The sequence below is a fragment of the Curtobacterium sp. KBS0715 genome (assembly GCF_005938005.2).
Lineage (GTDB): Bacteria > Actinomycetota > Actinomycetes > Actinomycetales > Microbacteriaceae > Curtobacterium > Curtobacterium flaccumfaciens.
The window spans coordinates 2,108,998-2,134,515 of record NZ_VCCA02000001.1 but is presented as its reverse complement, the minus strand read 5'-3'; the positions used below and the strand labels follow the sequence as shown (position 1 = coordinate 2,134,515).

23 protein-coding genes are annotated in these 25,518 nt (G+C 70.1%); 3 read left to right on the top strand and 20 right to left on the bottom strand.

Annotation, left to right across the window (positions count from 1 at the left end; translation table 11 throughout):
- Window positions 1–43: 43 nt before the first annotated feature.
- On the bottom strand, window positions 44–574 hold the full coding sequence (locus tag FFG40_RS17130; protein ID WP_175475042.1) for a TetR/AcrR family transcriptional regulator: 531 nt from the start codon (window positions 572–574) through the stop codon (window positions 44–46).
- A 255-nt stretch (window positions 575–829) separates the two neighbouring features.
- Here FFG40_RS17130 and FFG40_RS10190 point away from each other — a divergent pair, with 255 nt between their 5' ends.
- Both FFG40_RS10190 and FFG40_RS10185 read left to right on the top strand, forming a co-directional pair.
- Entirely contained in the window at window positions 830–1,894 is a 1,065-nt protein-coding gene (locus FFG40_RS10190; protein WP_035808219.1) for an App1 family protein, read from the top strand.
- Window positions 1,895–1,972: 78 nt separating this feature from the next.
- Window positions 1,973–3,919, top strand: coding sequence for a glycoside hydrolase family 15 protein (locus FFG40_RS10185; RefSeq protein WP_260678853.1), 1,947 nt, complete (start codon window positions 1,973–1,975; stop codon window positions 3,917–3,919).
- A 210-nt stretch (window positions 3,920–4,129) separates the two neighbouring features.
- Here the strand turns inward: FFG40_RS10185 and FFG40_RS10180 are convergent, their stop codons facing one another.
- The 6 genes from FFG40_RS10180 to FFG40_RS10155 form a co-directional block, all read right to left on the bottom strand.
- Window positions 4,130–5,503 carry a glucose-6-phosphate dehydrogenase gene (locus FFG40_RS10180; RefSeq protein WP_138803096.1) on the bottom strand — a complete coding sequence of 458 codons (1,374 nt, stop codon included), beginning with the start codon at window positions 5,501–5,503 and terminating at the stop codon, window positions 4,130–4,132.
- A gap of 158 nt (window positions 5,504–5,661) precedes the next feature.
- Window positions 5,662–6,078 (bottom strand): cytochrome c oxidase subunit 4, encoded by a 417-nt coding sequence (locus FFG40_RS10175; RefSeq protein WP_027465267.1) that lies wholly within the window; start codon window positions 6,076–6,078, stop codon window positions 5,662–5,664.
- A gap of 4 nt (window positions 6,079–6,082) precedes the next feature.
- Window positions 6,083–7,819: a cytochrome c oxidase subunit I gene (gene ctaD, locus FFG40_RS10170; RefSeq protein WP_027465266.1), complete on the bottom strand. Its 1,737-nt coding sequence runs from the start codon at window positions 7,817–7,819 to the stop codon at window positions 6,083–6,085.
- A gap of 11 nt (window positions 7,820–7,830) precedes the next feature.
- Window positions 7,831–8,733, bottom strand: a complete 903-nt coding sequence (gene coxB / locus FFG40_RS10165; RefSeq protein WP_027465265.1) for a cytochrome c oxidase subunit II — start codon at window positions 8,731–8,733, stop codon at window positions 7,831–7,833.
- A 293-nt stretch (window positions 8,734–9,026) separates the two neighbouring features.
- Window positions 9,027–9,395 (bottom strand): iron-sulfur cluster assembly accessory protein, encoded by a 369-nt coding sequence (locus FFG40_RS10160; protein WP_035808216.1) that lies wholly within the window; start codon window positions 9,393–9,395, stop codon window positions 9,027–9,029.
- Window positions 9,396–9,453: 58 nt separating this feature from the next.
- Window positions 9,454–10,905, bottom strand: coding sequence for a dipeptidase (locus tag FFG40_RS10155; RefSeq protein ID WP_138803095.1), 1,452 nt, complete (start codon window positions 10,903–10,905; stop codon window positions 9,454–9,456).
- A gap of 52 nt (window positions 10,906–10,957) precedes the next feature.
- Between FFG40_RS10155 and FFG40_RS10150 the strand changes: the two genes are divergently transcribed.
- Window positions 10,958–11,533, top strand: a complete 576-nt coding sequence (locus tag FFG40_RS10150) for a DUF3043 domain-containing protein (RefSeq protein WP_138803094.1) — start codon at window positions 10,958–10,960, stop codon at window positions 11,531–11,533.
- Between the two features lie 161 nt (window positions 11,534–11,694).
- On the opposite strand, the gene FFG40_RS10145 is transcribed toward FFG40_RS10150, so the two are convergent.
- The 13 genes from FFG40_RS10145 to ftsZ form a co-directional block, all read right to left on the bottom strand.
- Complete coding sequence (locus FFG40_RS10145; protein ID WP_138803093.1) at window positions 11,695–12,771, bottom strand: quinone-dependent dihydroorotate dehydrogenase; 1,077 nt, start codon at window positions 12,769–12,771, stop codon at window positions 11,695–11,697.
- Window positions 12,768–13,268: a transcriptional regulator NrdR gene (nrdR, locus tag FFG40_RS10140; RefSeq protein WP_027465260.1), complete on the bottom strand. Its 501-nt coding sequence runs from the start codon at window positions 13,266–13,268 to the stop codon at window positions 12,768–12,770. Before nrdR ends, FFG40_RS10145 begins: the two co-directional genes overlap by 4 nt.
- 13 nt (window positions 13,269–13,281) lie before the next feature.
- Window positions 13,282–14,589, bottom strand: a complete 1,308-nt coding sequence (gene hisD, locus FFG40_RS10135; RefSeq protein ID WP_138803092.1) for a histidinol dehydrogenase — start codon at window positions 14,587–14,589, stop codon at window positions 13,282–13,284.
- Window positions 14,586–15,476, bottom strand: coding sequence for a hypothetical protein (locus FFG40_RS10130; RefSeq protein WP_138803091.1), 891 nt, complete (start codon window positions 15,474–15,476; stop codon window positions 14,586–14,588). The genes hisD and FFG40_RS10130 overlap by 4 nt, the downstream gene beginning before the upstream one ends.
- Window positions 15,473–15,823 carry a DUF2200 domain-containing protein gene (locus tag FFG40_RS10125; protein ID WP_027465257.1) on the bottom strand — a complete coding sequence of 117 codons (351 nt, stop codon included), beginning with the start codon at window positions 15,821–15,823 and terminating at the stop codon, window positions 15,473–15,475. Before FFG40_RS10125 ends, FFG40_RS10130 begins: the two co-directional genes overlap by 4 nt.
- Window positions 15,824–15,834: 11 nt before the next feature.
- Window positions 15,835–19,314, bottom strand: coding sequence for a DNA polymerase III subunit alpha (gene dnaE, locus FFG40_RS10120; protein ID WP_071245757.1), 3,480 nt, complete (start codon window positions 19,312–19,314; stop codon window positions 15,835–15,837).
- Between the two features lie 810 nt (window positions 19,315–20,124).
- Window positions 20,125–21,054, bottom strand: a complete 930-nt coding sequence (locus tag FFG40_RS10115) for an RluA family pseudouridine synthase (RefSeq protein ID WP_138803090.1) — start codon at window positions 21,052–21,054, stop codon at window positions 20,125–20,127.
- Window positions 21,051–21,737 (bottom strand): signal peptidase II, encoded by a 687-nt coding sequence (gene lspA / locus FFG40_RS10110; RefSeq protein ID WP_260678852.1) that lies wholly within the window; start codon window positions 21,735–21,737, stop codon window positions 21,051–21,053. The genes FFG40_RS10115 and lspA overlap by 4 nt, the downstream gene beginning before the upstream one ends.
- Window positions 21,738–21,739: 2 nt before the next feature.
- The gene (locus FFG40_RS10105) at window positions 21,740–22,417 is read right to left on the bottom strand and encodes a DivIVA domain-containing protein (protein ID WP_185974155.1); all 678 of its coding nucleotides are present in this window, start codon (window positions 22,415–22,417) and stop codon (window positions 21,740–21,742) included.
- A gap of 185 nt (window positions 22,418–22,602) precedes the next feature.
- Window positions 22,603–22,899, bottom strand: a complete 297-nt coding sequence (locus FFG40_RS10100; RefSeq protein ID WP_017886631.1) for a YggT family protein — start codon at window positions 22,897–22,899, stop codon at window positions 22,603–22,605.
- A gap of 68 nt (window positions 22,900–22,967) precedes the next feature.
- The gene (locus FFG40_RS10095) at window positions 22,968–23,552 is read right to left on the bottom strand and encodes a cell division protein SepF (protein ID WP_138803089.1); all 585 of its coding nucleotides are present in this window, start codon (window positions 23,550–23,552) and stop codon (window positions 22,968–22,970) included.
- 41 nt (window positions 23,553–23,593) lie between these two features.
- Entirely contained in the window at window positions 23,594–24,319 is a 726-nt protein-coding gene (locus tag FFG40_RS10090) for a YggS family pyridoxal phosphate-dependent enzyme (protein WP_138803088.1), read from the bottom strand.
- A 7-nt stretch (window positions 24,320–24,326) separates the two neighbouring features.
- Entirely contained in the window at window positions 24,327–25,487 is a 1,161-nt protein-coding gene (ftsZ, locus tag FFG40_RS10085; protein WP_027465251.1) for a cell division protein FtsZ, read from the bottom strand.
- Between the last annotated feature and the right edge of the window lie 31 nt (window positions 25,488–25,518).

Here is a 25,518-nt window from a genome sequence, read left to right as displayed (position 1 = left end):
GATCGGTTCGGTCACCGGCGTGTCGCGCCGGCTGAGTGGGTGGTCAGGACGCGGCGATCACCGATTCCAGGTGCGCACGGTTCATCCGGCGGTACTCCTCGATCAGCTCCGTGTCGGGGTGCTCGCGGTCGCGGTGCGCGCGCGCCAGCACCGCGTGACCGGACTCGGCGAGGACGACCCAGGCGCGGGTGATGTGCTCGTCGTCCGGCAGGCCGAAGCGGTCGCGCATGATCTGGCCCACGGTCGCTCCGAGTGCGCCCATGCGGTCCTCGGCGTCACCGGTACCGGTGTCCGCCGGGTCACCGAAGCGGATGGCCCGGAAGCCGGGCTCGGTGCGGTACATCTCGGCGGTCATGTCGATGAGCGCGTCGTTCGCGTCCTGCCAGGTCTCGGCGCCGCTGGCGTCGAGGGCCTCGACGAAGCGGGAGGCGAGCCGCTGGGTGCAGCGGATCGCGAGTGCCTCGACCACGGCGATGCGGTCCGGGAAGTACCGGTAGACGGTGCCGATCGACGCCCCCGCGCGCTCGGCGACCATGGCGGTCGTGAGCCGTTCGAACCCGATCTCATCGATCACCGCGGCTGCGGCGTCGAGGAGGCCGGCGAGGCGCGCCGAACTGCGGGCTTGGACCGGCTCGTTCCTGAGCAGTGATGATCCCCCCGGCAGAGCGTTCGTTACCTCGGTGACGAGCACGTGTTCTCCTCTTGCGCTCCAGCGCGGTTGGTTGGTGTGACGGGGACAACTTTCGCAGAACGCGCCTGGAACATGGCTGCGACTCACCAGTTCCGCCCAGCGCGCGGTTTCGTCAGCCGTACATGGGATGATGGCGCCATGCCCGACCCGACGTCCCACGAGCCGTCGTTGGCCGAGCCGCTCCTGCACCGCGCGGCCCGCATCGAGGACGCCGTCCAGGAGTTCCGCGAGCACCGTGCACGCCGTCGCGGACTGGTGCCGACGGTGGTCCCGTACACCGGCTACGGCGCGCCCGGTTGGGTGCGCATCCTGTGCCGTGTGCTGCTGACGCGCCGCGGTCTCGCCTCCGACGTCTCCTACGCGGGGGTCCGCGGCTGGAAGAGCTTCACGAGCGTGGCCGTCGACCACGCCGAGGTCACCGTCACCGCCGGCGGTGTCTCCCACGTGGTGAAGACCGACCGTGGCGGCGTCGTCGACACCATCGTCCCGATCGACCTCGAGCCCGGCTGGCGCACGGTGCGGCTGTCGGCAGGCGGCGGGCGCGACGTCGAGGCCGACGTGTTCGTCGTGCATCCGGACACCCGCTTCGGGCTGCTGTCCGACATCGACGACACGGTCATGGTGACCTCGCTCCCCCGCCCCATGCTCGCCGCCTGGAACTCGTTCGTGCTGACCGAGCACGCCCGCCGCCCGGTGCCGGGCATGTCCGTGCTGTACGAGCGGATCCTCGCGCAGCACCCCGGCTCCCCGACGGTCTACCTGTCGACCGGAGCATGGAACGTGGCCCCGACGCTGCAGCGCTTCCTGTCCCGCAACATGTACCCGTCCGGCACACTCCTGCTCACCGACTGGGGTCCCACCCACGACCGGTTCTTCCGCAGCGGCCAGCTGCACAAGCAGGAGAACCTGCGGCGGCTCGCCAAGGACTTCCCGGACATCCGCTGGCTCCTGGTCGGCGACGACGGACAGCACGACGAGAGCCTCTACGGGGACTTCTCGCGGGAACACCCGGACAACGTCGCGGGCGTCGCCATCCGGCAGCTGTCCACGAGCGAAGCGGTCCTGGCCGGTGGTCGCTCGCGGGCGCAGGAACGCTCCCGTGACTCGTCGGCGCCCTGGGTGTACGCACCGGACGGCGCCGGCCTGTGGAGCGAGCTCGCGCGGGTCGGCATCATCGAGTCCGACGGTTCCGACCCGGCCTGAGCGACCCTTCATCACGATCTCGGCCCGGAGCCCCCGTGGCCGACCGCGGCGCTCGGGCATCGGGTGTTCGATCGGTCCATGAGCACCGAGCCGGCCGCACCGCCCGAAGCCGCACCACACCCAGCCGCACCGAGCACAGCCACACCGAACACACCGCCGAACCGCATCGAGGACCACGCCCTGATCGGCGACACCGGCACCGCTGCCCTGGTCGGCCGCGACGGGACCATCGACTGGGCGTGCCTGCCGCGCTTCGACAGCTCGTCCACCTTCGCCTCGCTGCTCGGCACCGAGGACCACGGGCACTGGACCCTGCGACCCGTCGACGACGACGCCACCGCCGAGTGGCGGTACCACGGTGACACCCTGGTGCTCTCGACCGTGTGGACCACCCGTGACGGCGTGGTCGAGGTCACCGAGTTCATGCCCGTCGGGGCCCACCGCCCCTCGATCGTCCGCCGGGTGCGTGGGCTCCGCGGCACCGTCGAACTCCGGCAGACGCTCCGGATCCGGTTTGACTACTCGCGCGCCCTGCCGTGGATCCGGCAGATCGGGGACGACGACGAACCGGCGCTGCTCGCGACCGCGGGTCCCGGCTCGGTGATCGTCCGGGGGCCGCGGTTCCGCGCCGACGACCACCGGCACACCGCCGTCACGACGATCCACGACGGCGACGTGCTCGACACAGTGCTCACCTGGTACCCGTCGCACCGCGAGCCGCCGGAGCCGCTCGACGTCGACGCGGCCCTCGCCCACACCATCTCGTGGTGGACAGCGTGGACCGCACCGGCGCAGACCACCGGTCGGTACGCCGACGCCGCACGTCGGTCGCTGGTGTTCCTCCGCGCGATGACCCACGGCGAGACCGGTGGCGTCGTCGCCGCCGCGACCACGGGCCTGCCGGAGGACCCCGGCGGCGAACGCAACTGGGACTACCGCTACGTGTGGCTCCGCGACGCCTCCCTCGCGCTCGCGTCGCTCATCGCCCACGGCTACCGCGACGAGGCCACGCACTGGCGCGGCTGGCTGCTGCGCGCGATCGCGGGCGACCCCGCCGACGTGCAGATCATGTACGGCATCGCCGGCGAACGCGAGCTGCCCGAACGGGAGCTGCCCGAACTGCCGGGGTACCTCGGGTCGACTCCCGTGCGCGTCGGCAACGGCGCCTCCACGCAGTACCAGGGCGACGTCTTCGGCGAGGTGCTCGCGGCACTGCACGACGCGCGCGAGCTCGGGGTCGAGGAGAACGCCGACTCCTGGGCGCTGCAACGGGCGCTACTCGGCTACGTCGAGGAGCACTGGCAGGAGCCGGACAACGGCATCTGGGAGATGCGCGGCCCGCGGCGCAGCTTCACCCACTCGCGGGTGATGATCTGGGCTGCGTTCGACCGCGGGGTCGCCGCGGTCGAGGAGTTCGGCCTCGAGGGCCCCGTCGACCGCTGGCGCACCCTGCGCGACACCGTCCGCGCCGAGATCGAGGAGCACGGCTGGAACGCCGATCGCGGTTCGTTCCGCCAGCACTACGACACCGACGAGGTCGACGCGAGCCTGCTCGTCCTGCCGCAGGTCGGGTTCTGCCGCGCCGACGACCCCCGGATGACGGGCACCGTCCGCGCCATCGAGGAGGACCTGCGCGTCGGGGACGACGGCCTCGTGCTCCGCTACCGCACCACGGCCGGTTTCGACGGGCTGTCCGGTGCCGAGCACCCGTTCCTGGCGTGCTCGTTCTGGCTGGTGGAGCAGTACGCCGCTTCGGGACGGGTCGAGGACGCCGAGCGCCTGATGGACGTGCTCGTCGGGTACGCCAACGACGTCGGCATGCTCTCCGAGGAGATCGACGTCGCCACCCGACACCACATCGGCAACACCCCGCAGGTGCTGTCGCACCTGACGCTCGTGTCGGCAGCGGACGCCATCGAGCGCGCACGTGGCGCGACCGTCGGGCACCGCACGCGGTTGCCCGTCCACGACGGCGGCACGCGGTCGTGGACCGGCGAGGGTGAGCGCGCCGGCTCCCCCGCCTGACGTCCGGCTCAGCCCCCGGGAGACGCCGTCGTCTTCGCGCGACACCTCGAAGCCGCCGAGACGCCGCAGGATCCGGCGGCGTCTCGAAGACACGACGGCGTCTTGCGGTGCCCTGGTGGTGACCCCAGGACGGACGGGAGGCCCGGTGCCAGCTGGCACCGGGCCTCCCGTCCGTCAGGGCGTCCGTTCAGGACGTCGTCAGCGCATCCGTCAGGACGACGACTCCCAGTCCGCCGGGCCGCGCGAACCGGCGCGGTACTCCTCGAGCGGGACCTCGTCGGCCTTCCAGGCGGCGACGACCGGCTCCACGATCTCCCAGCAGCGCTCGGCCACGTCACCGCGGATGGAGAGCAGCGGGTCGTCGTGGAAGATGCCGTTCAGGACCTCGCCGTACGGGGTGAGCTCGCCGTCGCTGAACGACGACGACAGGGTGACCTGTCCCATCTCGAACGGGTTGCCACCGCCGTTGGCCGACACCGACAGCTCGATCTCGTCCGGGTTCAGGACGATGCGCAGCGTGTCGGTCTTCGGGCGACCACTCAGACCGGAGGGCAGGCGCGTGACCGGCTTGAAGGTGATCAGCACCTCCTTGCGGCTGGCGCCGAGGGCCTTGCCGGAGCGCAGCGTGAAGGGGACGCCGGCCCAGCGGGCGGTGTCGACCTCGACCGAGATCTCGGCGAGGGTCTCCGTCTGGCGCGACGGATCGACGCCGTCCTCTTCCTGGTACGACGGCAGTTCCTTGCCGTCGATCGTGCCGGCCGTGTAGACCGCGCGGCGCGAGGCGATCTTCGCGTCGTCGCCCTTGAGGCGGGTGGAGCGCAGGACCCGGGCGAGCGACGAGCGGAACTCGACCGCGTCGATCGCGGCCGGGGCGTCCATCGTCACCAGACCGAGGATCTGCAGCAGGTGCGACTGGATCATGTCGACCATCGCGCCGGCCTCGTCGTAGTACTGGGCGCGGTTCTCGAGACCGAGGGTCTCGTCGTAGAAGATGTCGACCTTCTCGATGTTCTCGGCGTTCCAGATGGGCTCGAACAGGCGGTTCGCGAAGCGCAGACCGATGATGTTCAGCACCGTGGTGCGGCCGAGGAAGTGGTCGGTGCGGTGCACGCGGTCCTCGGGGACGAGCTTGAGCACCGTCTCGTTGAGGGCCTGGGCGCTGGCGACGTCGGTGCCGAAGGGCTTCTCGAAGGCAAGGGTCGTGCCCGCGGGGAGCTCGACGTGCTCGAGCGCCTCGCAGATGTCGGAGGCGATCTGCGGCGGGAGGGCGAAGTACAGGATCGGCTCGGAGTCGGCCGCGGCCAGGAGCGCCTCGAGGTGCTTCGGGTCGGTGGGGTCGCCCTGGATGAACTGCGTCGACTCGATGGTCGCGTCGACCTCCGGCCCCTTGACGTCCTGCGACGCGAAGGACTGCGTGACGATGTCCTTCCACTTCTCGGGGCTGCGCTCGCTGCGGCCCGTGCCGATCAGCTGCACGGGGACGGCACGGCCGCTCTGCAGGAACGTGCCGAGGCCCGGCAGGAGCAGGCGGGAGGCGAGGTCGCCCGTTGCGCCGAAGATGATGAGGGTGCGCTTGTCGGTCACCTGAGGTGACTCCTTTCGCTGTGGTGGGAGGTCCGCTCCAGTCAAGTCGCGGGCGGGCCCGTTTGTTCCGGATCGGGACCGGAGTTCGTCTCCTGGACGCACTTCGGGCGGCACCGTTCTGGTGCCGCCCGAAGTGTCAGGTGCGCTGCAGCGCCGGGTCAGTGCCCGAAGTTGCCGCGGTAGTACTCGTAGACCCAGCCGACCAGGGTGATCGCCACCAGGACGAGCCCGATCGGGACGATCCACAGGCCGGCGGCCACGCCGAGGAAGCACACGGCGACCGCGGCGGCCAGCAGGATGGGCCACCAGGACCACGGGCTGAAGTGCCCGAGCTCGGCGTCGCCGTCCTCGATGTTGGCGTCGGGACGGTCCTCAGGCAGGACCCCGCCCTGCGACGACATGACCTTGCCGAGGTAGAAGGCGATGAACGCCGACATCAGGCCGGTCAGGCCGATCGCCACGGTGCCCACCCACTCGGGCTCGCCGTAGTAGATCATCGCCCACGTCGTGTAGGCGGCGTCCGCCAGGATGAAGAACCCGAAGAGGATCCAGAACAGGTTGGTGTTCGCGCGCATGGCGTTACTTCACCTCGCCCTTCGCGGCGTCGTAGGTCGGGGCATCGGGGGCGTCCTTCGCGGGACCCACACCGATCGGCACACCGGCCTCGGGGTGGTTCAGGTCGAAGGCCGGGGACTCCGAACGGATACGCGGGATCGACGTGAAGTTGTGGCGCGGCGGCGGGCAGGAGGTCGCCCACTCGAGCGAGCGGCCGTAGCCCCACGGGTCGTTCACGGCGACCTTCGGTGCGTTCCGGGCGGTCACGTAGACGTTGAAGATGAACGGCAGGAACGAGATCGCGAGGATCATCGAGCCGATCGTCGACAGCTGGTTCATCCAGGTGAAGCCGTCGTTCGGCAGGTAGGTCGCGTACCGACGCGGCATGCCGATGACGCCCAGCCAGTGCTGGATGAGGAACGTCGTGTGGAACCCGATGAATAGGAGCCAGAAGTGGATCTTGCCGAGACGCTCGTTGAGCATCTTGCCCGTCCACTTCGGCCACCAGAAGTAGAAGCCGGAGAACATCGCGAACACGACGGTGCCGAAGACCACGTAGTGGAAGTGCGCCACGACGAAGTACGAGTCGGACACGTGGAAGTCGAGCGGCGGCGACGCCAGGATCACGCCGGTGAGACCACCGAAGGTGAACGTGATGAGGAAGCCGAGGGCCCAGAGGAGCGGGGTCTCGAACGTGACCGAACCGCGCCACATGGTGCCGACCCAGTTGAAGATCTTCACGCCGGTCGGGACCGCGATGAGCATCGTCATGAGCGAGAACCACGGGAGCAGGACGCCACCGGTGACGTACATGTGGTGCGCCCACACCGTGACCGAGAGGGCCGCGATGGAGATCGTCGCGTAGACCAGGGTCTTGTACCCGAAGATCGGCTTGCGGCTGAACACCGGGAAGACCTCGGAGACGATGCCGAAGAACGGCAGCGCGATGATGTAGACCTCGGGGTGCCCGAAGAACCAGAACAGGTGCTGCCAGAGCAGGGCCCCGCCGTTGGCCGGGTTGAAGATCTGTGCGTCGAACACTCGGTCGAGCCCGAGGCCGAAGAGCGCCGTCGCGAGGACCGGGAAGGCCATCAGGACGAGGAGCGCCGTCACGAGGGTGTTCCACGTGAAGATCGACATGCGGAACATGGTCAGACCCGGGGCACGCATCGTGATGATCGTGGTGATGAAGTTCACCGCGCCGAGGATCGTCGAGAAGCCGGTCATGCCGAGCCCGAAGACCCAGAGTGTGCCGCCGAGCCCTGGTGTGAACGTCGTGTCACTCAGTGGCGCGTAGGCGAACCACCCGAACGAGGCAGCGCCCTGCGGGGTGAGGAAGCCGCCGACCGCGATGAGCGAGCCGAACAGGTAGAGCCAGAAGGCGAAGCCGTTGAGTCGCGGGAAGGCGACGTCCGGCGCGCCGATCTGGAGCGGCATGATCGCGTTCGCGAAGCCCGAGAACAGCGGCGTCGCGAACATCAGCAGCATGATCGTGCCGTGCATCGTGAACAGCTGGTTGTACTGCTCCTTCGTCGCGACCACGTGCAGGCCGGGTTCGAAGAGCTGGGCACGGATCACGAGGGCCATCACACCTGCGAGCAGGAAGAAGATGAACGACGCGATCAGGTACATGTACCCGATGGTCTTGTGGTCGGTGGAGGTGATCCACCGAACGACGATGTTGCCCTTCCGACCCACCTTCGACGCCTGGAAGTCCGGCGACGAGGTCTGGGTCGGTTGGCCGACGAGTGACGTTGTCATCTGACGAGCCCCTACTTGTTCTCGCTGGACGCCTCGACCGGCGCCTTGTTGTTCGGTTCGTTGGTGTTGGTGTTGTACTCGTCACCGAGCAGACCGACCTTGCCCTGGTCCTTCAGGGTGTCGAGGTAGTCCTGGTACTGCGCCGGCGTGACGACCTTCACCTGGAAGAGCATCAGCGAGTGGTACTCACCGCAGAGCTCCGCGCACTTGCCCTGGTACGTGCCGAGCTTCTCCGGGATGAAGTACTCCCAGTTGGTCTTGCCCGGGAGCATGTCCTTCTTGTAGAGGAAGTCGATGACCCAGAAGGAGTGGTCGACGTCGCGCGAGGAGAGCTCGATCGCGACCTTCTTGCCCTTGGGCAGGTAGAGGGTCGGCAGCTGCGACTCGTCGATCGCCCCGTTGGCGTTCTCTTCTTCCTGGGCCTGGATGCCCTGGTAGTAGACGCTCTCTTCGGGGTTGTCCTTGTTGATGTAGTTGAAGTCCCACGCCCAGCGCTTGCCGTACACGTGCACGGTGGCGTCGGGGTCGGCGAAGGGCTTCTCGATCGCGGCCTGGTCCTTCGCGGTGAAGGCGAAGAAGCCCAGCACCAGGATCAGCGGCACGATCGTGTAGAAGATCTCGAGCGGCATGTTGTACCGCATCTGCACGGGCAGGCCGGTCTGGCCCTTCCGGCGGCGGTAGACGATCGCTGCCCAGATGATCAGGCCCCACACGATGAGACCGACGGCGAGGAGAACGACCCAGCTGGTGGTCCACAGGCCGACGATGCGGCTCGTGTGGTTGGTGACGTTCTTCGTCTCCTCCGTGCCGGGGAGCCATCCGTTCATCTGCTGCTGCGTGCAGCCAGCCAGTGCGATGACCAGACCGACGGCCACCGGGACGGCCGCCCAACGTATACGGCGATTCGAACGCACTGTTACCTCTCGCAAAAGACGTGAGCTTCAGGAGGTCAGCCCGTCGAGTCCGACGGCGAGCCGCACGAAGGCGGCGCATGGCTGGCTCCCAGCTTGATTGGAACACTCCTAGCTTACTCGCAGCTCGGTACCGCTCGCGCACACACGACACGGTTCTGGCCTCGATCCGCACGTCGGTGGGCTTCATTTCGCCCGGTCACGCCGCGCCCCGGCGCGCCACGTCCGGCCACACGAACGCGAGCGGGGAGCGACCGTTCCGGTCGCTTCCCGCTCGCGTGTCGGATCGCTGGCGATCAGTGGAAGCTGTCACCACAGGCGCAGCTGCCCTGCGCGTTCGGGTTGTCGATCGTGAAGCCCTGCTTCTGGATCGTGTCCTCGAAGTCGATCGTCGCACCGTCGAGGTACGGGACGCTCATCTTGTCGACGACGACCTCGACCCCGTCGAACTCGGCGGTGACGTCACCATCGAGCAGGCGCTCGTCGAAGTAGAGCTGGTAGATCAGGCCCGAGCAGCCACCGGGCTGGACGGCGAGGCGCAGGCGCAGGTCGTCGCGGCCCTCTTGTTCGAGCAGGCTCGCCACCTTGCCGGCAGCGGCGTCGCTCAGGAGGACGCCGTGCGACTGCGTTTCGGTCGCCGGTGCTTCGGTGATGGTGTCGCTCATCGCGCGTCTCCCTCCGGGCGGTGCTGGTCACCGCGCCTGGCCTCGATTGTAGGCACCCTCAGCTGCGCGTCGCGAGCCTGGCGAGCAGGATCGTCTCCGACGCGATGGCACGGTGCAGGACACCGAGGTGCTGCGACTCGTTCGGGCTGTGCGCGCGGGTGTCCGGGTCCTCGACGCCGGTGACCAGGATCTGCGCGTCCGGGAACTCCGCCGCCAGGTCCGACACGAACGGGATCGACCCGCCGATCCCCTGCTCGACCGCCTCGGCGCCCCACCCCTCGCGCATCGCCGTGCGGGCCTCCTGGACGGCCCAGCCAGCGGTGTCGACGAGGAACCCGTCGCCGCTGTCCGGCTCGGTGATCTCCATCCGTGCACCGAACGGGACGTGCTCGCGCAGGTGGCGCTCGACGGCTGCGGACGCCTGCCGGGCGTCCTGGCCGGGGGCGACGCGGACCGACACCCGTGCCGAGACCGTGGGCAGCAGGGTGTTCGAGGCGTTCGCGACGCTCGGCACGTCCATGCCGGTCACCGTGATCGACGGCTGGAACCACATGCGGGACAGCACGGCGCCGGTGCCGATCGGGCGCACACCGGGGACGAGCGCGGCGTCGACGGCGAGTTCGTCCTCGGTGCGCTCCGGCACGTCGGCCTCGTACGAGCTCAGCCCGTCGACGGCGACCGAACCGTCGGCGTCGTGCAGCGAGGCGAGCAGCCGCACCATGGGGATCATCGCGTCCGGGGCCGCTCCCCCGAACATGCCGCTGTGGCTGGCGTGCTCGAGCGTGGTCAGGGTGAGCTTGAAGGTGACGTTGCCGCGCAGGGAGACCGTGATCGACGGCACCTCGGTCGACCAGTTGTCGCTGTCCGCCACGACGATGACGTCAGCGGCGAGGTGCTCCTTCTGCTCGCGCAGGAACGTGCGGAACGAGCGGGAGCCGAACTCCTCCTCGCCCTCGACGAACAGCACGATCCCGAGGTCGAGGTCGTCACCGAACTGGGCGTGCACCGCGCGGAGCGACGCGATGTGCGTCATCACACCGGCCTTGTCGTCCGAGGCGCCGCGGCCGTACAGGCGGTCACCGCGCAGGGTCGGCTCGAACGGCGGCGTCTCCCACAGGGCCTCGTCGCCCTGCGGCTGCACGTCGTGGTGGGCGTAGAGCATCACCGTCGGCTTGCCGTTCCGCGCCGGGCGCACCGCGAGCACCGCGGGCTGGCCGAGCTCGGTCTCGGCGTCGGCCTCGGCGACGTCGGCCGTCGAGCCGGAGACCGCCGACCGCACGATCCGGACGTCGTCCGCGCCGAACACCCCGGTCGACCGGGCGAGGTCCGCGACGGCCTCGGCACTCGCGCGCACGTTCGCCGGGTCGAAGGCCGACCAGGACACCGACGGCAGGCGCACCAGCGCGGACAGGTCGGCGATCGTCGTGGGCAGTGCCCCCTGCACGTGTTCGCGCAGGGCGTCGAGGAGCGCGGGGTCGGTCGCGGGGCTGTGCTGTTCGCTGTCGGTCATGCCCGGTAATCTAGAGGAGATCCCGCACGCACACCGCCGTTAGGAACGCACCGTGGCGAAGGCAGCCCCCAAGACCAAAACGACCGTCAACCCGACCGAGGCCGAGCTCCTCGAGCAGGGCAAGGGCCGCCCCACGCCGTCCCGCCGCGAGCGAGAGGCAGCGAACCGCCGCCCCCTCGTCGGCAACACGCCGGTCGACAAGAAGGCCGCGCGCGCTCGTCTCAACTCGGAGCGCGAGCGTGCCCGGGTCGGCATGGCCAACGGCGATGAGCGCTACCTGCCGGCGAAGGACCGCGGTGAGCAGCGACGCTTCGTCCGCGACTGGATCGACGCCCGCTGGAACGTCGGCGAGGTCATGATGCCCGTGCTCGTGCTGTTCCTGATCGTCGGGTTCGCGGCCGCGCAGACCGTGATCGCGTCCTACTCGCTCCTGCTGGTGTGGGCGTTCGTGGCGCTGTTCATCATCGACTGCGTGGTGCTGTGGCTGTCGCTCCGCCGCAAGCTCACCGCCAAGTTCGGCGAGCTCCAGCGCGGCACGTTCCTCTACATCCTCACGCGGGCGTGGCAGCTGCGTTTCCTGCGGCTGCCGAAGCCCCAGGTCCGGCGCGGCCAGTACCCCACGCTCTAGCCACACGCACACGACGAAGCGCCGCCCGGCCTGCCGGGCGGCGCTTCGTCGTTCCCGCTCCCCCGTTCCTGCTCACGAAGCGGCCGTGAGCGCACCCGCACGACGGACGGGAGGCCCGTGGCGGTGTCGCCACGGGCCTCCCGTCCGTCAGGTGGTCGCGTCTACCGCGCGGCGCGACGCAGCCGCCGACGGCGCAGCCGGTTGATGCGCGCGGCCCAGGTCGGTCCCTCGTAGAGGAACGCCGTGTAGCCCTGCACGAGCGTGGCCCCGGCGTCGATGCGGTCCTGCACGTCCTGCTCGGTGGTCACACCGCCGACGGCGATGACGCAGAAGTCGGCGGGCACCGCGGCCCGGACGCGACGCAGCACTTCGAGCGAGCGGGCGGCGACCGGCGCACCGGAGAGGCCCCCGGCACCCATCGCCTCGACGTCGGACGGATCGGCCGTCAGGCCCTCGCGGGAGATCGTCGTGTTGTTGGCGATCACTCCGGACAGTCCGAGCTCGACCGCGAGGCCCGCGATCGCGTCGATCTGCTCGTCGGTGAGGTCCGGTGCGATCTTGACGAGCACCGGCGTCCGGCCGGCGGCGTCACGCACCGCGGACAGCAGCGGTCGGAGCTGGTCGAGTTCCTGCAGTCCGCGCAGGCCGGGCGTGTTCGGCGAGCTGACGTTGACCGCCAGGTAGTCCGCGAACGTGGCGAGCCGACGGGTGGACTCGAGGTAGTCGTCGATGGCGTCCTCGACGGAGACGACCCGGCTCTTGCCGATGTTCACGCCGATGACCGGTCGGCCGGGGTTGCGGCGGGCGCGCTCGAGGCGTCGGGCGGCCGCTGCGGCGCCGTGGTTGTTGAAGCCCATGCGGTTGATCAGGGCGCGGTCGCCGATCAGTCGGAACAGGCGCGGGCGCTCGTTGCCGGGCTGCGGCTTGGCGGTGATGGTGCCGACCTCGACGTGGCCGAAACCGAGCAGGCCGAGACCGGCGATGCCGCGGGCGTCCTTGTCGAACCCGGCGGCCAGGCCGAAGCGCGACGGGAAGTGGATGCCCATCGTGGTGATGCCGTCGGACGCCGCGGGACGGCAGTACCGCTCGACGACGCCACTCAGGAACGGCATGCGGGGCAGCCCCGCGATGACGGCGAACGCCAGGTGGTGGGCGCGCTCCGGGTCCATGTTCGCGAACACGGAGCGGAACACGACGCGGTAGCCGCCGCGCACGATCCGTTCGGCGATGCCGCTCACGCGCGCGTGCCGGACGGTGCGGACGACCCGGCGGCCGTGTCGGATGCCCCGTGGTGGTCGCGGCGGAGCTGGCCGATGGCGTCCTCGAAGTCCTCGAGCGAGTCGAACGCCTGGTAGACGCTCGCGAACCGCAGGTAGGCGACCTCGTCGAGCTCCCGAAGGGGCGCGAGGATCGCGAGGCCGATGTCGTTCGCGTCGATCTGGCTGGATCCGGAGGACCGGACGGTCTCCTCGACGCGCTGCGCGAGCACGGCCAGGTCACCGTCGGTGACCGGGCGTCCCTGGCACGCCTTGCGCACGCCGGAGACGATCTTGTCGCGGCTGAACGGCTCGGTGACACCGTTGCGCTTCACGACGTTGAGCGATGCGGTCTCGGTGGTCGAGAACCGTCGACCGCAGTTGGGGCACTGACGACGGCGGCGGATGGAGGTTCCGTCGTCGCTCGTCCGTGAGTCGACGACGCGGGAGTCCGGGTGGCGGCAGAAGGGGCAGAACATGTCGTTCCCCAGGCTATCGGTTCGTGCGCTCCGTCACGGCGGCCCCGTGCGCGGGGAGCTGCTCCTCGGTGGACAGCGCGACGATGTGCGGGGCGACCTCGGCCAGGGCCTCGGGCGTGTACCGGACGATCTGCTGGGGCCGCAGGAACGTCGACGCCGACAGCCCGGCCCCGAAGCGGGCCTGGCCGCCGGTCGGCAGCACGTGGTTCGAGCCCGCCAGGTAGTCCCCCAGGCTCACCGGCGTGCTCGGTCCGACGAACACCGCACCGGCGGCGTCGATGTCGGCCAGCACCGCGTCGTCGTCGACCGTCTGGATCTCGAGGTGCTCCGGCCCGTACGCGTTGCTCACGGTCGCCGCGTCGGTCAGGGAGTCCACCAGGACGATCGCGGACTGCGGTCCGTCCAGGGCGGCCTGGAGGCGCGCAGCCGTCCCGAGCACCGCCGTGCGTTCCGGGATGGCCGCCTCGACCGCGTCGGCGAACGTCGCGGACGTCGTCACCAGCACGCTGCCGGCCTGCTCGTCGTGCTCGGCCTGGCTGATGAGGTCGGCGGCCACGAACCCGGCGTCGGCGGTGTCGTCCGCGATCACGAGGATCTCGGTCGCCCCGGCCTCGGAGTCGATGCCCACCACCCCGCGCACCAGACGCTTGGCCGCGGCGACGTAGTTGTTGCCCGGCCCGGTGACCAGGTCGACCGGCTCGAGGTCGATCTCGGCGACGCCGTACGCCAGCGCGCCGACGGCTCCGGCACCGCCCATCGCGTAGACCTCGTCGATGCCGAGCAGCCCCGCCGCGGCGAGGATCGTCGGGTGCACCGCGCCGCCGTGGTCGCGCTGCGGCGGCGACACGAGGGCGATCGAGGGCACGCCCGCGACCTGGGCCGCGACGACGTTCATCACGACGCTGGAGGGATACACGGCCTTGCCACCGGGCACGTAGAGCCCCACGCGGCGCATCGGCTGCCAGCGCTGGTGGACCTCGGCGCCGTCGGCCAGGGTCGTCACGGACGGGGCGGGGATCTGCGCGGCACTCGCGGCCCGGACCCGGCGGACGGCCTCGTCGAGGGCTGCTCGGACCTCGGGGGTGAGCCCCGCCACGGCGGCGGTGATCTCGGCAGCGGGGACCCGGACGTTCGCAGGGGCCCCGCCGTCGAAGCGCTCGGCCTGGTCGTGCAGGGCCGCGGCCCCACGGTGCCGGACGTCCTCGATCAACTCGCGCGCGGCGTCGACCGCGTGCGACACGTCACCCGCGGCGCGGGGCATGAGTCGGAGGAGTTCGGCACGGGCGGGGAGGCCGCCGCGGAGGTCGATTCGCTGCATCATGAGGCCTCCAGCGTACCGGCGGCGTGCTGCACGACGGCGTCGACCACGGGCCGGTGGCGGACCGTCTGGTCGGCGTCCCACGCGTCGAGCAGGTGCAGCGTGGCGATCCGGAACGCCAGCGCTCGGACGAGCAGCTGCGGCCACTCGGGGATGCCGGTGCCGAGCACGCCGAGCCGACCGACGGCGACCCGGTGCCAGCACGCGGCGTCGACCGCGGCGATCGCGGCGCCGAGGCCCGCCGGGCGCCAGTACGGTGCCCAGTCGAACACCGTGGGCGGCTCCCCCGGCGTGAAGAGCACGTTGCCGAGCAGGTCACCGTGGACGAGCTGCGACGGGGACGTCACCGGCCGGAACGTCGCGGCCAGGCGGTCCAGCGTCGGGTCGTCGGGAAGGGCTGCTCCGCCCCAGGCCATGCGGTCCGCCCGGCTCCAGGGCTCGTCGCGGTGGTCGAGGAAGTCCGGGCGTGGCAGATGGGCGATCGCCCGGTGGAACGCTGCGCCCGCGGCGATCACGTCGTCCACGCGAGTCGGGTCGGTCCGACCGTCGACCCACCACCAGGCCTCCCAACCGTCGTCGCCGGTGCGGACGCCGGTGCCGGCGCCAGCGCCGTCGCCGTCGCCGTCGCCGGCAGCCGCGGCGGCGCGGGCGTCCACGACCCAGTCCCCGGACGCGGCGGCGACCGGGCGCGGCGTCCGGAACCCGGCCGTGTGGTCGAGCCGCGCCAGCGTGGCGGACCGCCACCGGGCCTCCAGGCGGTCACCGGACGGGCGGAGGACGACGTCCCCGGCGCGCCACGTGAGTCCGCGCCCGCCGCCGAGGCGCTCGAGCGGCCGGCCGTGTACGCCGAACGCCCGGAGGACGTGCGGTGCCGGCTGCCCGTCGGTCACGCGGTCCGCAGGATCTTCACCATCGGCCGGCCCTTGGCGACCTCGTCGACGAGCTTGTCGAGGTACCGGATCTGCCGCATGAGCGGGTCGTCGAGCTCCTCGATCCGCACCCCGCAGATCACGCCGGTGATGAGCGGGGCGTTCGGGTTGAGGTGCGCGCCGGCGAAGAAGTCCTCGAACGTGGTCCGGTCGGCCAGGTGCTGCGCGAGCGCCAGGTCGTCGAAGCCGGTCAACCACTCGATGACGGTGTCGAGCTCCGCCTTCGTGTGGCCCTTCCGCTCCACCTTCGCCAGGTAGTGCCCGTAGACGTCCGCGACGGGCGTCCCGAAGATCCGGTGACCGGCCATGGTCGACGCTCCTACACCAGGCAGCGGGGTCCGAGCAGGCTCTTCAGCTCGCCGAACAGGTCGGGGGTCAGGTTCACCGGGAACGGCAGCTCGAAGGTGCGCGCGACGTCGTCCTTGAGCAGCTTCAGCCGGACCTCGGTGTCACCCTGGTGGCGACCGAGCACGGCGGCGAGTTCCGTCACCGTGGTCGTCGTGGCCTGGCGTTCCGGCAGCGACAGGGTGAGCGGGCCGGAGCCCATCGCGTCACCGACGTTCGGCTGGAACATGCTCACCGCGTGCAGGGCCTTGCCGTCGTCGCGGACGTTGACGCGGCCGCGCAGGACGACGATCGAGTCGGGCACCAGGGACGGGCCGAACTCCTGGTACGTCTTGCCCAGGAACATCACGCCGATCTGGCCGCCGAAGTCCTCGATGTCGACGATGCCGTACGGGTTGCCGCTCGTCTTCGCCACCCGGTGCTGCACGCTCGTCAGCAGGCCGGCGACGGTGACCGTCTCGCCCTCGATCGAGTCGTCGGCGGTCAGCAGGTCGGCGATGGTGATCGACTGGTGCTTCGCGAGCTCGATCTCGAGCCCGGCGAGCGGGTGGTCGGACACGTAGAGCCCGAGCATGTCCCGCTCGAACGCGAGCTTGTCGCGCTTGGACCACTCCGGACGGTCCGGCACCTGCGACACCGCGGCGCTCGGGGCGTCTTCGGCTGCCTCGGCGAAGAGCGAGTCGAAGTCGAACCCGACGTTGCCGTGGGCCTCGTCGCGCTTGACCTTGACCGCACCCTCGACCGCGCCCTCGTGGATCTCCACCAGGGCTCGTCGGGTGTCGCCGAACTCGTCGAAGGCACCGGCCTTGATGAGCGACTCGACCGTGCGCTTGTTCGCCGACGAGATCGGGATCTTGCGCAGGAAGTCGTGGAACGACTCGAAGGCGCCCTTCTCGGTCCGGGCCTTGACGATGTCGTCGACGACGTTGAACCCGACGTTGCGGATGGCACCCATGCCGAACCGGATGTCGTCACCGACGGCGGCGAAGAAGCCGATCGACTCGTTGACGTCCGGCGGCATCACCTTGATGCCCATCCGGCGGCACTCGTTCAGGTACAGGGCGAGCTTGTCGCGGGCGTCGCCGACGCTCGTCAGCAGCGCCGCCATGTACTCGGCCGGGTAGTGCGCCTTGAGGTACGCGGTCCAGAAGGACACCACGCCGTAGGCCGCCGAGTGCGCCTTGTTGAACGCGTAGTCGGAGAAGGGCAGCAGGATGTCCCACAGCGTCTTGATCGCCGCGTCGGAGTACCCGTTGTCCTTCATGCCCTGCTGGAAGCCCGCGTACTGCTTGTCGAGCTCGGACTTCTTCTTCTTGCCCATCGCGCGGCGGAGGATGTCCGCCTGGCCGAGGGAGAACCCCGCGACCTTCTGCGCGATGGCCATGACCTGCTCCTGGTAGATGATCAGGCCGTAGGTCGTGCCGATGATGTCCTTGAGGGGCTCTTCGAGCTCCGGGTGGATCGGCGTGATCGGCTGCTCGCCGTTCTTGCGGAGCGCGTAGTTCGTGTGCGAGTTCGCACCCATGGGCCCCGGGCGGTACAGGGCGATGAGCGCGGAGATGTCCTCGAAGTTGTCGGGCTTCATCAGCCGCAGCAGGCCACGCATCGGCCCACCGTCGAGCTGGAACACGCCGAGGGTGTCGCCGCGCTGCAGGAGCGCGTACGCCTCGGGGTCCTCGAGGCCCATGTTCTCGAGGTCAAGCTCGGTCCCACGGTTCGTCTTGATGTTGTCGAGGGCGTCACTGATGATCGTGAGGTTGCGGAGCCCCAGGAAGTCCATCTTGATCAGGCCGAGCGACTCCGCTGCGGGGTAGTCGAACTGCGTGACGATCTGGCCGTCCTGCTCCCGCTTCATGATCGGGATGATGTCGATCAGCGGGTCGCTCGACATGATGACGCCGGCCGCGTGCACGCCCCACTGACGCTTCAGCCCCTCGAGCCCGAGTGCGGTGTCGAAGACGGTCTTCGCCTCGGGGTCGGTCTCGACCACGGTGCGGACGTCGACGGCTTCCTTGTAGCGCGGGTGGTCCTTGTCGAAGATCCCGGTGAGCGGGATGTCCTTGCCCATCACGGGCGGCGGCATCGCCTTCGTGAGCTTCTCGCCCATGCCGAACGGGAAACCGAGGACGCGCGAGGAGTCCTTGAGCGCCTGCTTCGCCTTGATCGTGCCGTACGTGACGATCTGCGCGACGCGCTCCGACCCGTACTTCTCAGTGACGTACTTGATCGCCTCACCGCGGCGCCGGTCGTCGAAGTCGACGTCGAAGTCGGGCATCGAGACGCGGTCCGGGTTGAGGAACCGCTCGAAGATCAGGCCGTGCCGGATGGGGTCGAGGTCGGTGATGCGCATCGCGTACGCGACCATCGAGCCGGCACCGGAGCCACGCCCCGGACCGACGCGGATGCCGTTGTTCTTCGACCAGTTGATGAAGTCCGCGACCACCAGGAAGTAGCCGGGGAAGCCCATCTGGTTGATGATGCCGACCTCGTAGTCGGCGCGGTCCTGGACCTCTTTCGAAATGCCGTCCGGGTACCGGTAGTCCAGCCCCTTCGCGACCTCTTTCTCGAACCAGGAGTGCTCGGTCTCGCCCTCGGGCACCGGGAACTTCGGCATGTAGTTGGCCGAGGTGTCGAACTCGACGTTGCAGCGTTCCGCGATGAGCAGCGTGTTGTCGCAGGCCTCGAGGTTGTCGCGGAAGACGTGCCGCATCTGCGCCGGGGTCTTCAGGTAGAACTCGTCGGCGTCGAACTTGAAGCGGTTCGGGTCGTTCAGGGTCGAGCCGGACTGCACGCAGAGGAGTGCCGCGTGCGACTTGGCGTCGTGGGCGTGCGTGTAGTGCAGGTCGTTCGTGCCGACCAGCGGGATGTCGAGGTCCTTCGCCAGGCGGATCAGGTCGCTCATGATCCGGCGTTCGATCTCGAGGCCGTGGTCCATGACCTCGGCGAAGTAGTTCTCCTTGCCGAAGATGTCGCGGTAGTCGGCAGCCGCCTGCACTGCTTCGTCGTACTGGCCGAGGCGCAGGCGCGTCTGGATCTCCCCCGAGGGGCAGCCCGTGGTGGCGATGATGCCCTCGTGGTACTCCTGCAGGAGCTCGATGTCCATGCGGGGCTTGAAGTAGTAGCCCTCGAGCGACGCCTTGGACGACAGCCGGAACAGGTTGTGCATGCCCGTCGTGTTCTCGGCGAACATCGTCATGTGCGTGTACGAGCCGGCGCCGGACACGTCGTCGCCACCACCGTCACCCCAGCGCACACGGGTCTTGTCCGAGCGGTGCGTGCGGGGCGTGATGTACGCCTCGGTCCCGATGATCGGTTTGACGCCACCGGCCTTGGCGGCCTTCCAGAACTCGAAGGCGCCGAACATGTTGCCGTGGTCGGTCACCGCCACGGCGGGCATCCCCTGCGCGGCGGTCTCCGCCACGAGGTCGGAGAGCCTGGCGGCACCGTCGAGCATCGAGTACTCGCTGTGCACGTGCAGGTGGACGAAGGAGTCGGAATCCGACACGGAACCTCCGGTTCGTACGGTGTGCTGCGGGGTGGGAACAGCCTAACCGCGGCCGCCCACATTCCCGCGCGCGTCGGGGCGGTCCGGAGGCTCATGGCGGGGCCGCACCGCGCCTCCAGTCCGGCAGCGGGTCGTGACACGCGCGGGGCGAACCGCCCAGTGGTCAGGACACGCCGCACGCAGGCCGCCGCGGGTCTAGAACCCGTCGCCTGGCGGCTTCCCAACCGACAGTTCGTGACCCCTCGGCGCAAGCTGCCGGGCGCGTCGTCGGGCGCGTCGGGCGCGTCGGCCTGGAGGCGCGTGGCGGGGCCGCACTGCGCCTCCAGACCGGCAGCGGGTCGCGACACGCGCGGGGCGCGCCGCCCAGCGGTCAGGACACACCGCACGCGCGCCGCCGCGGGTGCGGAAAGCGTCGACCGGCAGCCTCCCAGCCGACAGTTCGTGACCCCTCGGCGCAAGCGGCCGGGCGCGCCGGCCTCGGATCGCGACACGCGCGGGGCGCCCCGCCGAGCGGTCAGGACACGCCGCACGCTGGCCGCGGCGGGTGCGGAAGACGTCGTCTGGCGGCTTCCCAACCGACAGTTCGTGACCCCTCGGCGCAAGCTGCCGGGCGCGCCGGCAGCGGGTCGTGACACGCGCGGGGCGCGCCGCCGAGCGGTCAGGACACGCCGCACGCGCGCCGCGGCGGGCGCGGAAAGCGTCGCCCGGCGGCCTCCCAACCGACAGTTCGTGACCCCTCGGCGCAAGCCGCTGGGCGCGTCAGAGCGACGCGCTCCGGATCTGCTCGAGCGCTGCCTGCAGGTCGTCCGGGTACTGCGCCTCGAACGACACCCACTCGCCCGTGCGCGGGTGGTCGAAGCCCAGCCGGACGGCATCGAGCCACTGGCGCGTCAGCCCGAGTTCGGCCGCCAGCACCGGGTCGGCGCCGTACATCGTGTCCCCGACGAGCGGGTGGCGTGTCGCCGCCATGTGCACCCGGATCTGGTGGGTGCGCCCGGTCTCCAGGTGCACCTCGAGCAGGGTGGCCGAGCGGAAGGCCTCGAGCGTCTCGTAGTGGGTGACGCTCGGCTTGCCCTCTGACGTGACCGCGAACTTCCAGTCACTCGACGGGTGCCGTCCGATCGGCGCGTCGATGGTGCCCGAGGTCGGGTCGGGGTGGCCCTGCGCGAGCGCGTGGTAGACCTTCTCGACCGTGCGCTCCTTGAACGCCCGCTTCAGGTGCGTGTACGCCAGCTCGGTCTTCGCGACCACCATCAGGCCCGAGGTCCCGACGTCGAGGCGGTGCACGATCCCGGCGCGTTCGGCGGCACCGGACGTCGCGATCGTGAAGCCGGCGGCGGCGAGGCCCCCGGGCACCGTCGGCCCGTCCCACCCCGGCGAGGGGTGCGCAGCGACGCCGACGGGCTTGTCCACGACGACGATGTCCTCGTCGTCGTGCACGATCGTCATGCCCGGCACGGCCGCCGGAACGATGCGCGGCGGCTCCTTCGGAGTCCACTCGACCTCGAGCCAGGAGTCGGCATGGAGCCGGTCCGACTTGTCGACGGGAACCCCGTCGACGCGGACACCCCCGGCGGCGACGACGTCGGCAGCGAACGACCGGCTGAAGCCGAGGAGCTTCGCGATGGCGGCGTCGACGCGCTCACCGGCGAGCCCGTCGGGGACGGGAAGAGCACGCGATTCGCTCACGTGGCGTCGTGGCCCAGCGTGTCGCGACGGTCGCGGTCCTCCGGCCTGGAGGCGCGGGTCGGCTCGTCGAACGCCGCATCAGCCGACGAGAACGCGGCCCCACCGTCGAGCGGCTGCGCCGCGTCGACCGGCTGCGCCGCGTCGAGCTGCGCCTGGCGCTTGGCCGAGAGCGTGCGGGTGCCGTCGAGGTTCACCCCGAGGATCACCAGCAGCACGAAGACCACCATGCTGATGCAGATGAAGGAGTCGGCGACGTTGTAGATCGCCGGCATCATCCACGGCGTCGAGATGAAGTCGACGACGTGCCCCCGGCCGAAGCCGGGCTCACGGAAGAGCCGGTCGAGCAGGTTGCCCAGCGCGCCGCCGAGCAGCATGCCGAGCACGACGGCCCACCACATCGACCGGATGCGACGCGAGTACACGATGATCGCGACGACGACCGCGGCCGAGATGACCGAGAACACCCAGGTCATGTTCACCGCGAACGAGAACGCGGCCCCCGGGTTCCGGACGTACAGGAACTGCAACGCACCGCCGAGGACCGGGACAGGGGTGCCGTACGGGAGGTTCGCGACGACCAGCGTCTTGGCCACCTGGTCGAACGCCACCACCACGACAGCGGCGAAGGCCAGTGCCGCGATCGCGCGGACACTGACCTTCGCTCGTGATGCTGGTCGCGACAACGTCAGTTGCCGAAGCCCTGCGCCGAAGCCGGCGCCGGGGTGAGACCGGACTGCTCGCCCGAGTCGAGCTCGGAGAGCTGCCCCTGGATGTAGCTCTTGAGCTGCGCACGGTAGTCGCGCTCGAAGGTCCGGAGCTCGTCGATCTTGCCCTCGAGCTGGCGCTGCTCCTGCTCGAACACCGCGACACGCTGACGGTTCGTGTTCTCGGTGTCGGCGATGATCTGGCGCTGCTTCGCCTCGGCCTCGGAGACCAGGCGAGCGGCCTGGGCCGTGCCCTCGGCGATGAGCGCGTCGCGCTTCTCGATGCCCTCGCGGACGTGCTCCTCGTGGAGACGACGCGCCAGGGTCAGGAGGTTCGTGGTGCCCTCGGTGTCCTCGTCGGCGGGGACCGTGGTGGTCGGTGCCGCCGCGGCGACCGGAGCGGGCTCCGGTGCTGCCTCGACCGGGGCCGGGGTGGGCTCCGGCTCGGCTGCGGGAGCGGGCTGCTCGGCCTGCGCCGACTGCGGGGCCGATTCGGCCGCCTGCAGGCGCTGGCGGAGCTCGTCGTTCTCCGCGGTCAGGCGACGGAGCTCGACCACGACCTCGTCGAGGAAGTCGTCGACCTCGTCCTGGTCGTAGCCCTCGCGGAACTTCGTCGGCTGGAACCGCTTGTTGACTACGTCTTCCGGCGTCAAAGCCATTGCCGTCACCTCAATAGAACTGCTGAACGTGTGGAACCGCGTGCGGTGCGACCGAATGTACCAGTCGTACCGTGCGGTGCGGATGCGCCACCGGAGCGGGCATCGATCCCGACCACCGTACACCGACGATGGGGAGGAACCGTGCCGCGCGCCTGGCGTGGCGCGTGTCGCGGACGGGAGTCCGCTCAGATACCGCGTGCCAGGGCGGCGACCACGAACCGGGCGATGATGACGACGAGCATCACGATCGTCCAGCCGAAGTCGAGCGCCACCGGCCCCAGGCGGAGCGGCGGGAGGACCCGTCGCACCGCTCGGATGGGCGGATCCGTGATCGTGTAGACGAACTCGGACACCACGAGCATGCCCCCGCGCGGACGCCACGAACGGTTGAAGCTCTGCACGAGGTCGAGCGCGAAACGCCCCCACATCACGAAGAAGTACAGGAGCAACGCGAGGGAGATGATCCCTAGGATCACGGACACGATGGGGCTCGCTCGTCTCGGGCGAGCGTCGTCAGACGACGCTCAGGGGCGGGTGTGCCGGGTACGGCTCAGGACTGGGCGAAGAAGTTCGCCTCGATGTCGGACTCTACCTCAGCAGGCTCACCGCTCACTGCGACGTGCGCCGGCGACAGGAGGAAGACCTTGTTCGTGACGCGCTCGATCTTGCCGAACAGACCGAGCGACAGCCCGGAGGCGAAGTCGATCATGCGGCGGGCGTCACCCTCGGTCATCTGCGAGAGGTTGATGATGACGGGGATGCCGTCGCGGAAGCTCTCGGCGATGGACTGGGCGTCCTTGTACTCGCGCGGGTGGACGGTGAGGATCTCGTTCATTTCCTGGACCGGGGTCGCCTTCTGTGCGGTCGTGTGCGAGCGGCGGAGCGGAGTGACCTGGGCGCCGCGCTGGTGGGTGTGCGTCTTGGTGGGAGCCGGGACGGCTGCGGGAGCGGCCGCGGGGGCTGCTGCCGCCGCGGAGGTCTCCTGCGGCTCGGCGGGCGCCGGAGCAGCCGCTGCGGCCTGGCGTGCAGGGGCTGCCTGCTGGCGCGCGGGCTCGGCCTGCTGCTCGTCCTCGTAGTCGAGTTCCTCATCGGCGAGGCCGAGGTAGACCATCGTCTTCTTCAGCGGGTTGGCCATGGTTCCTCCGGGGTTCGTGCTCGTGGTGCCCTGCAACGAGGCTAGGGTGCGGGCGGCCGGTTTCCCGTGATTGCGGTGCCGATCCGCAGGTGTGTCGCGCCCTCGAGGATCGCCTCGGCGTAGTCCCCGCTCATGCCGGCCGAGATGTCGGTCGCAGCGGGTTCCAGCGCCACGACCCGTTCGGAGATCGAGCGGAGTCGGGCGAAGGCGGCTCGGGGCTCCTCGTCCAGGGGCGCGACCGCCATCACACCCCGCAGCCGGATCGTCCCGGTGGCCAGTACGCGCGACACCATGGCCTCGACGTCGTCCGGCTGCACCCCGCCACGGCCGGGGTCGTCGGTGAGGTTCACCTGCACGAACCCGTCGATGACCCGGGGTTCCGGCTCGGCCTCGGTCGGGGCGAACGCGTCGACGACGGACCCACGGTCGAGCGACTGCACCACGTCGGCGTACCGCCGGGCCTGCCGGGCCTTCTTCGACTGCAGCTGCCCGACGAAGTGCCAGGTCAGGCCGAGGTCGGCCAGTTCGGCGGCCTTCGCCTGCGCCTCCTGGTGGCGGTTCTCCCCCACGTCCGTCACGCCGAGTGCGGCGAGCTCGCGGACGAGCGACGCCGGGTGGTACTTCGTGACGACGACGAGCGTCAGCTCGTCGGGCGAGCGCCCTGCGGCGCGCGCCGCGTCGGCGATGCCGCTCCTGACGGGGGCGAGACGCGCCTCCGGTCCGTCGTCGGGTGACGAGGCGGACGGGAGGCGCGTGTCGGCTACCAAGGGTGGGTTACTTCAGGAAGTCGGGGACGTCGAGCTCGTCGTCGTCGTCGAACGCCGGGTCGGCGGCGCGCTGCACCGGCGGCTGGTGCTCCTGCGAGGCCCAGGACGGGCTCGACGTGGTCGAGTCCTCGATCGCTCCGGTCGAGGCGGCGACGGGCGCCGCGGCGCTCGACTCCGGGTCGACGTAGCTCGAGCGACGTTCCTTCTGCTGCTGCGCCGGCTCGCCACCGTCGAAGCCCGCGGCGATGACGGTCACGCGGACCTCGTCACCCAGGGTGTCGTCGATGACCGCACCGAAGATGATGTTCGCCTCGGGGTGCACGGCTTCCTGCACCAGACGCGCGGCGTCGTTGATCTCGAAGATGCCGAGGTTCGAGCCACCCTGGATCGACAGCAGCACGCCGTGCGCACCGTCGATCGAGGCCTCGAGCAGCGGCGACGCGACGGCGAGCTCGGCCGCCTTGATCGCACGGTCGGCACCGCGGGACGAACCGATGCCCATGAGCGCGGAACCCGCGCCCTGCATGACGCTCTTGACGTCGGCGAAGTCGAGGTTGATCAGGCCCGGGGTGGTGATGAGGTCGGTGATGCCCTGCACACCGGCCAGGAGCACCTGGTCGGCCGTGGCGAAGGCCTCGACCATGGAGATGCCACGGTCGCTGATCTCGAGCAGGCGGTCGTTCGGGACGACGATGAGCGTGTCGACCTCGTCCTTGAGGCCCGCGACGCCGTTCTCGGCCTGCGACTGGCGACGCTTGCCCTCGAAGCTGAAGGGCTTCGTGACGACACCGATGGTCAGTGCGCCGATGGACTTCGCGATGCGTGCGACGACCGGTGCGCCACCGGTGCCGGTGCCGCCGCCCTCGCCCGCGGTGACGAACACCATGTCGGCGCCGGCCAGGGCCTCTTCGATCTCCTCGGCGTGGTCCTCGGCGGCACGACGGCCGACCTCGGGGTCCGCGCCGGCACCGAGGCCGCGGGTGATCTCGCGGCCGACGTCGAGCTTGACGTCGGCGTCGCTGAGCAGCAGGGCCTGGGCGTCGGTGTTGATCGCGATGAACTCGACGCCACGGAGACCGAGCTCGATCATGCGGTTGACGGCGTTGACGCCGCCGCCGCCGACACCGACGACCTTGATGACGGCGAGGTAGTTGTGGTTCGTGGTCACGTCAGTCAGGCCTCCGGTCGAACCCTCAACC

What these genes read in the sequence shown, in the direction of transcription:
- FFG40_RS10190 (WP_035808219.1), top strand. Translation starts at nt 830, where the DNA reads ATGCCCGACCCGACGTCCCACGAGCCGTCGTTGGCCGAGCCGCTCCTG.
- FFG40_RS10185 (WP_260678853.1), top strand. Translation starts at nt 1,973, where the DNA reads ATGAGCACCGAGCCGGCCGCACCGCCCGAAGCCGCACCACACCCAGCC.
- FFG40_RS10175 (WP_027465267.1), bottom strand. Translation starts at nt 6,078, where the DNA reads ATGCGCGCGAACACCAACCTGTTCTGGATCCTCTTCGGGTTCTTCATC.
- ctaD (WP_027465266.1), bottom strand. Translation starts at nt 7,819, where the DNA reads ATGACAACGTCACTCGTCGGCCAACCGACCCAGACCTCGTCGCCGGAC.
- FFG40_RS10160 (WP_035808216.1), bottom strand. Translation starts at nt 9,395, where the DNA reads ATGAGCGACACCATCACCGAAGCACCGGCGACCGAAACGCAGTCGCAC.
- FFG40_RS10155 (WP_138803095.1), bottom strand. Translation starts at nt 10,905, where the DNA reads ATGACCGACAGCGAACAGCACAGCCCCGCGACCGACCCCGCGCTCCTC.
- nrdR (WP_027465260.1), bottom strand. Translation starts at nt 13,268, where the DNA reads ATGTTCTGCCCCTTCTGCCGCCACCCGGACTCCCGCGTCGTCGACTCA.
- hisD (WP_138803092.1), bottom strand. Translation starts at nt 14,589, where the DNA reads ATGATGCAGCGAATCGACCTCCGCGGCGGCCTCCCCGCCCGTGCCGAA.
- FFG40_RS10125 (WP_027465257.1), bottom strand. Translation starts at nt 15,823, where the DNA reads ATGGCCGGTCACCGGATCTTCGGGACGCCCGTCGCGGACGTCTACGGG.
- dnaE (WP_071245757.1), bottom strand. Translation starts at nt 19,314, where the DNA reads ATGCTCGACGGTGCCGCCAGGCTCTCCGACCTCGTGGCGGAGACCGCC.
- FFG40_RS10105 (WP_185974155.1), bottom strand. Translation starts at nt 22,417, where the DNA reads ATGGCTTTGACGCCGGAAGACGTAGTCAACAAGCGGTTCCAGCCGACG.
- FFG40_RS10095 (WP_138803089.1), bottom strand. Translation starts at nt 23,552, where the DNA reads ATGGCCAACCCGCTGAAGAAGACGATGGTCTACCTCGGCCTCGCCGAT.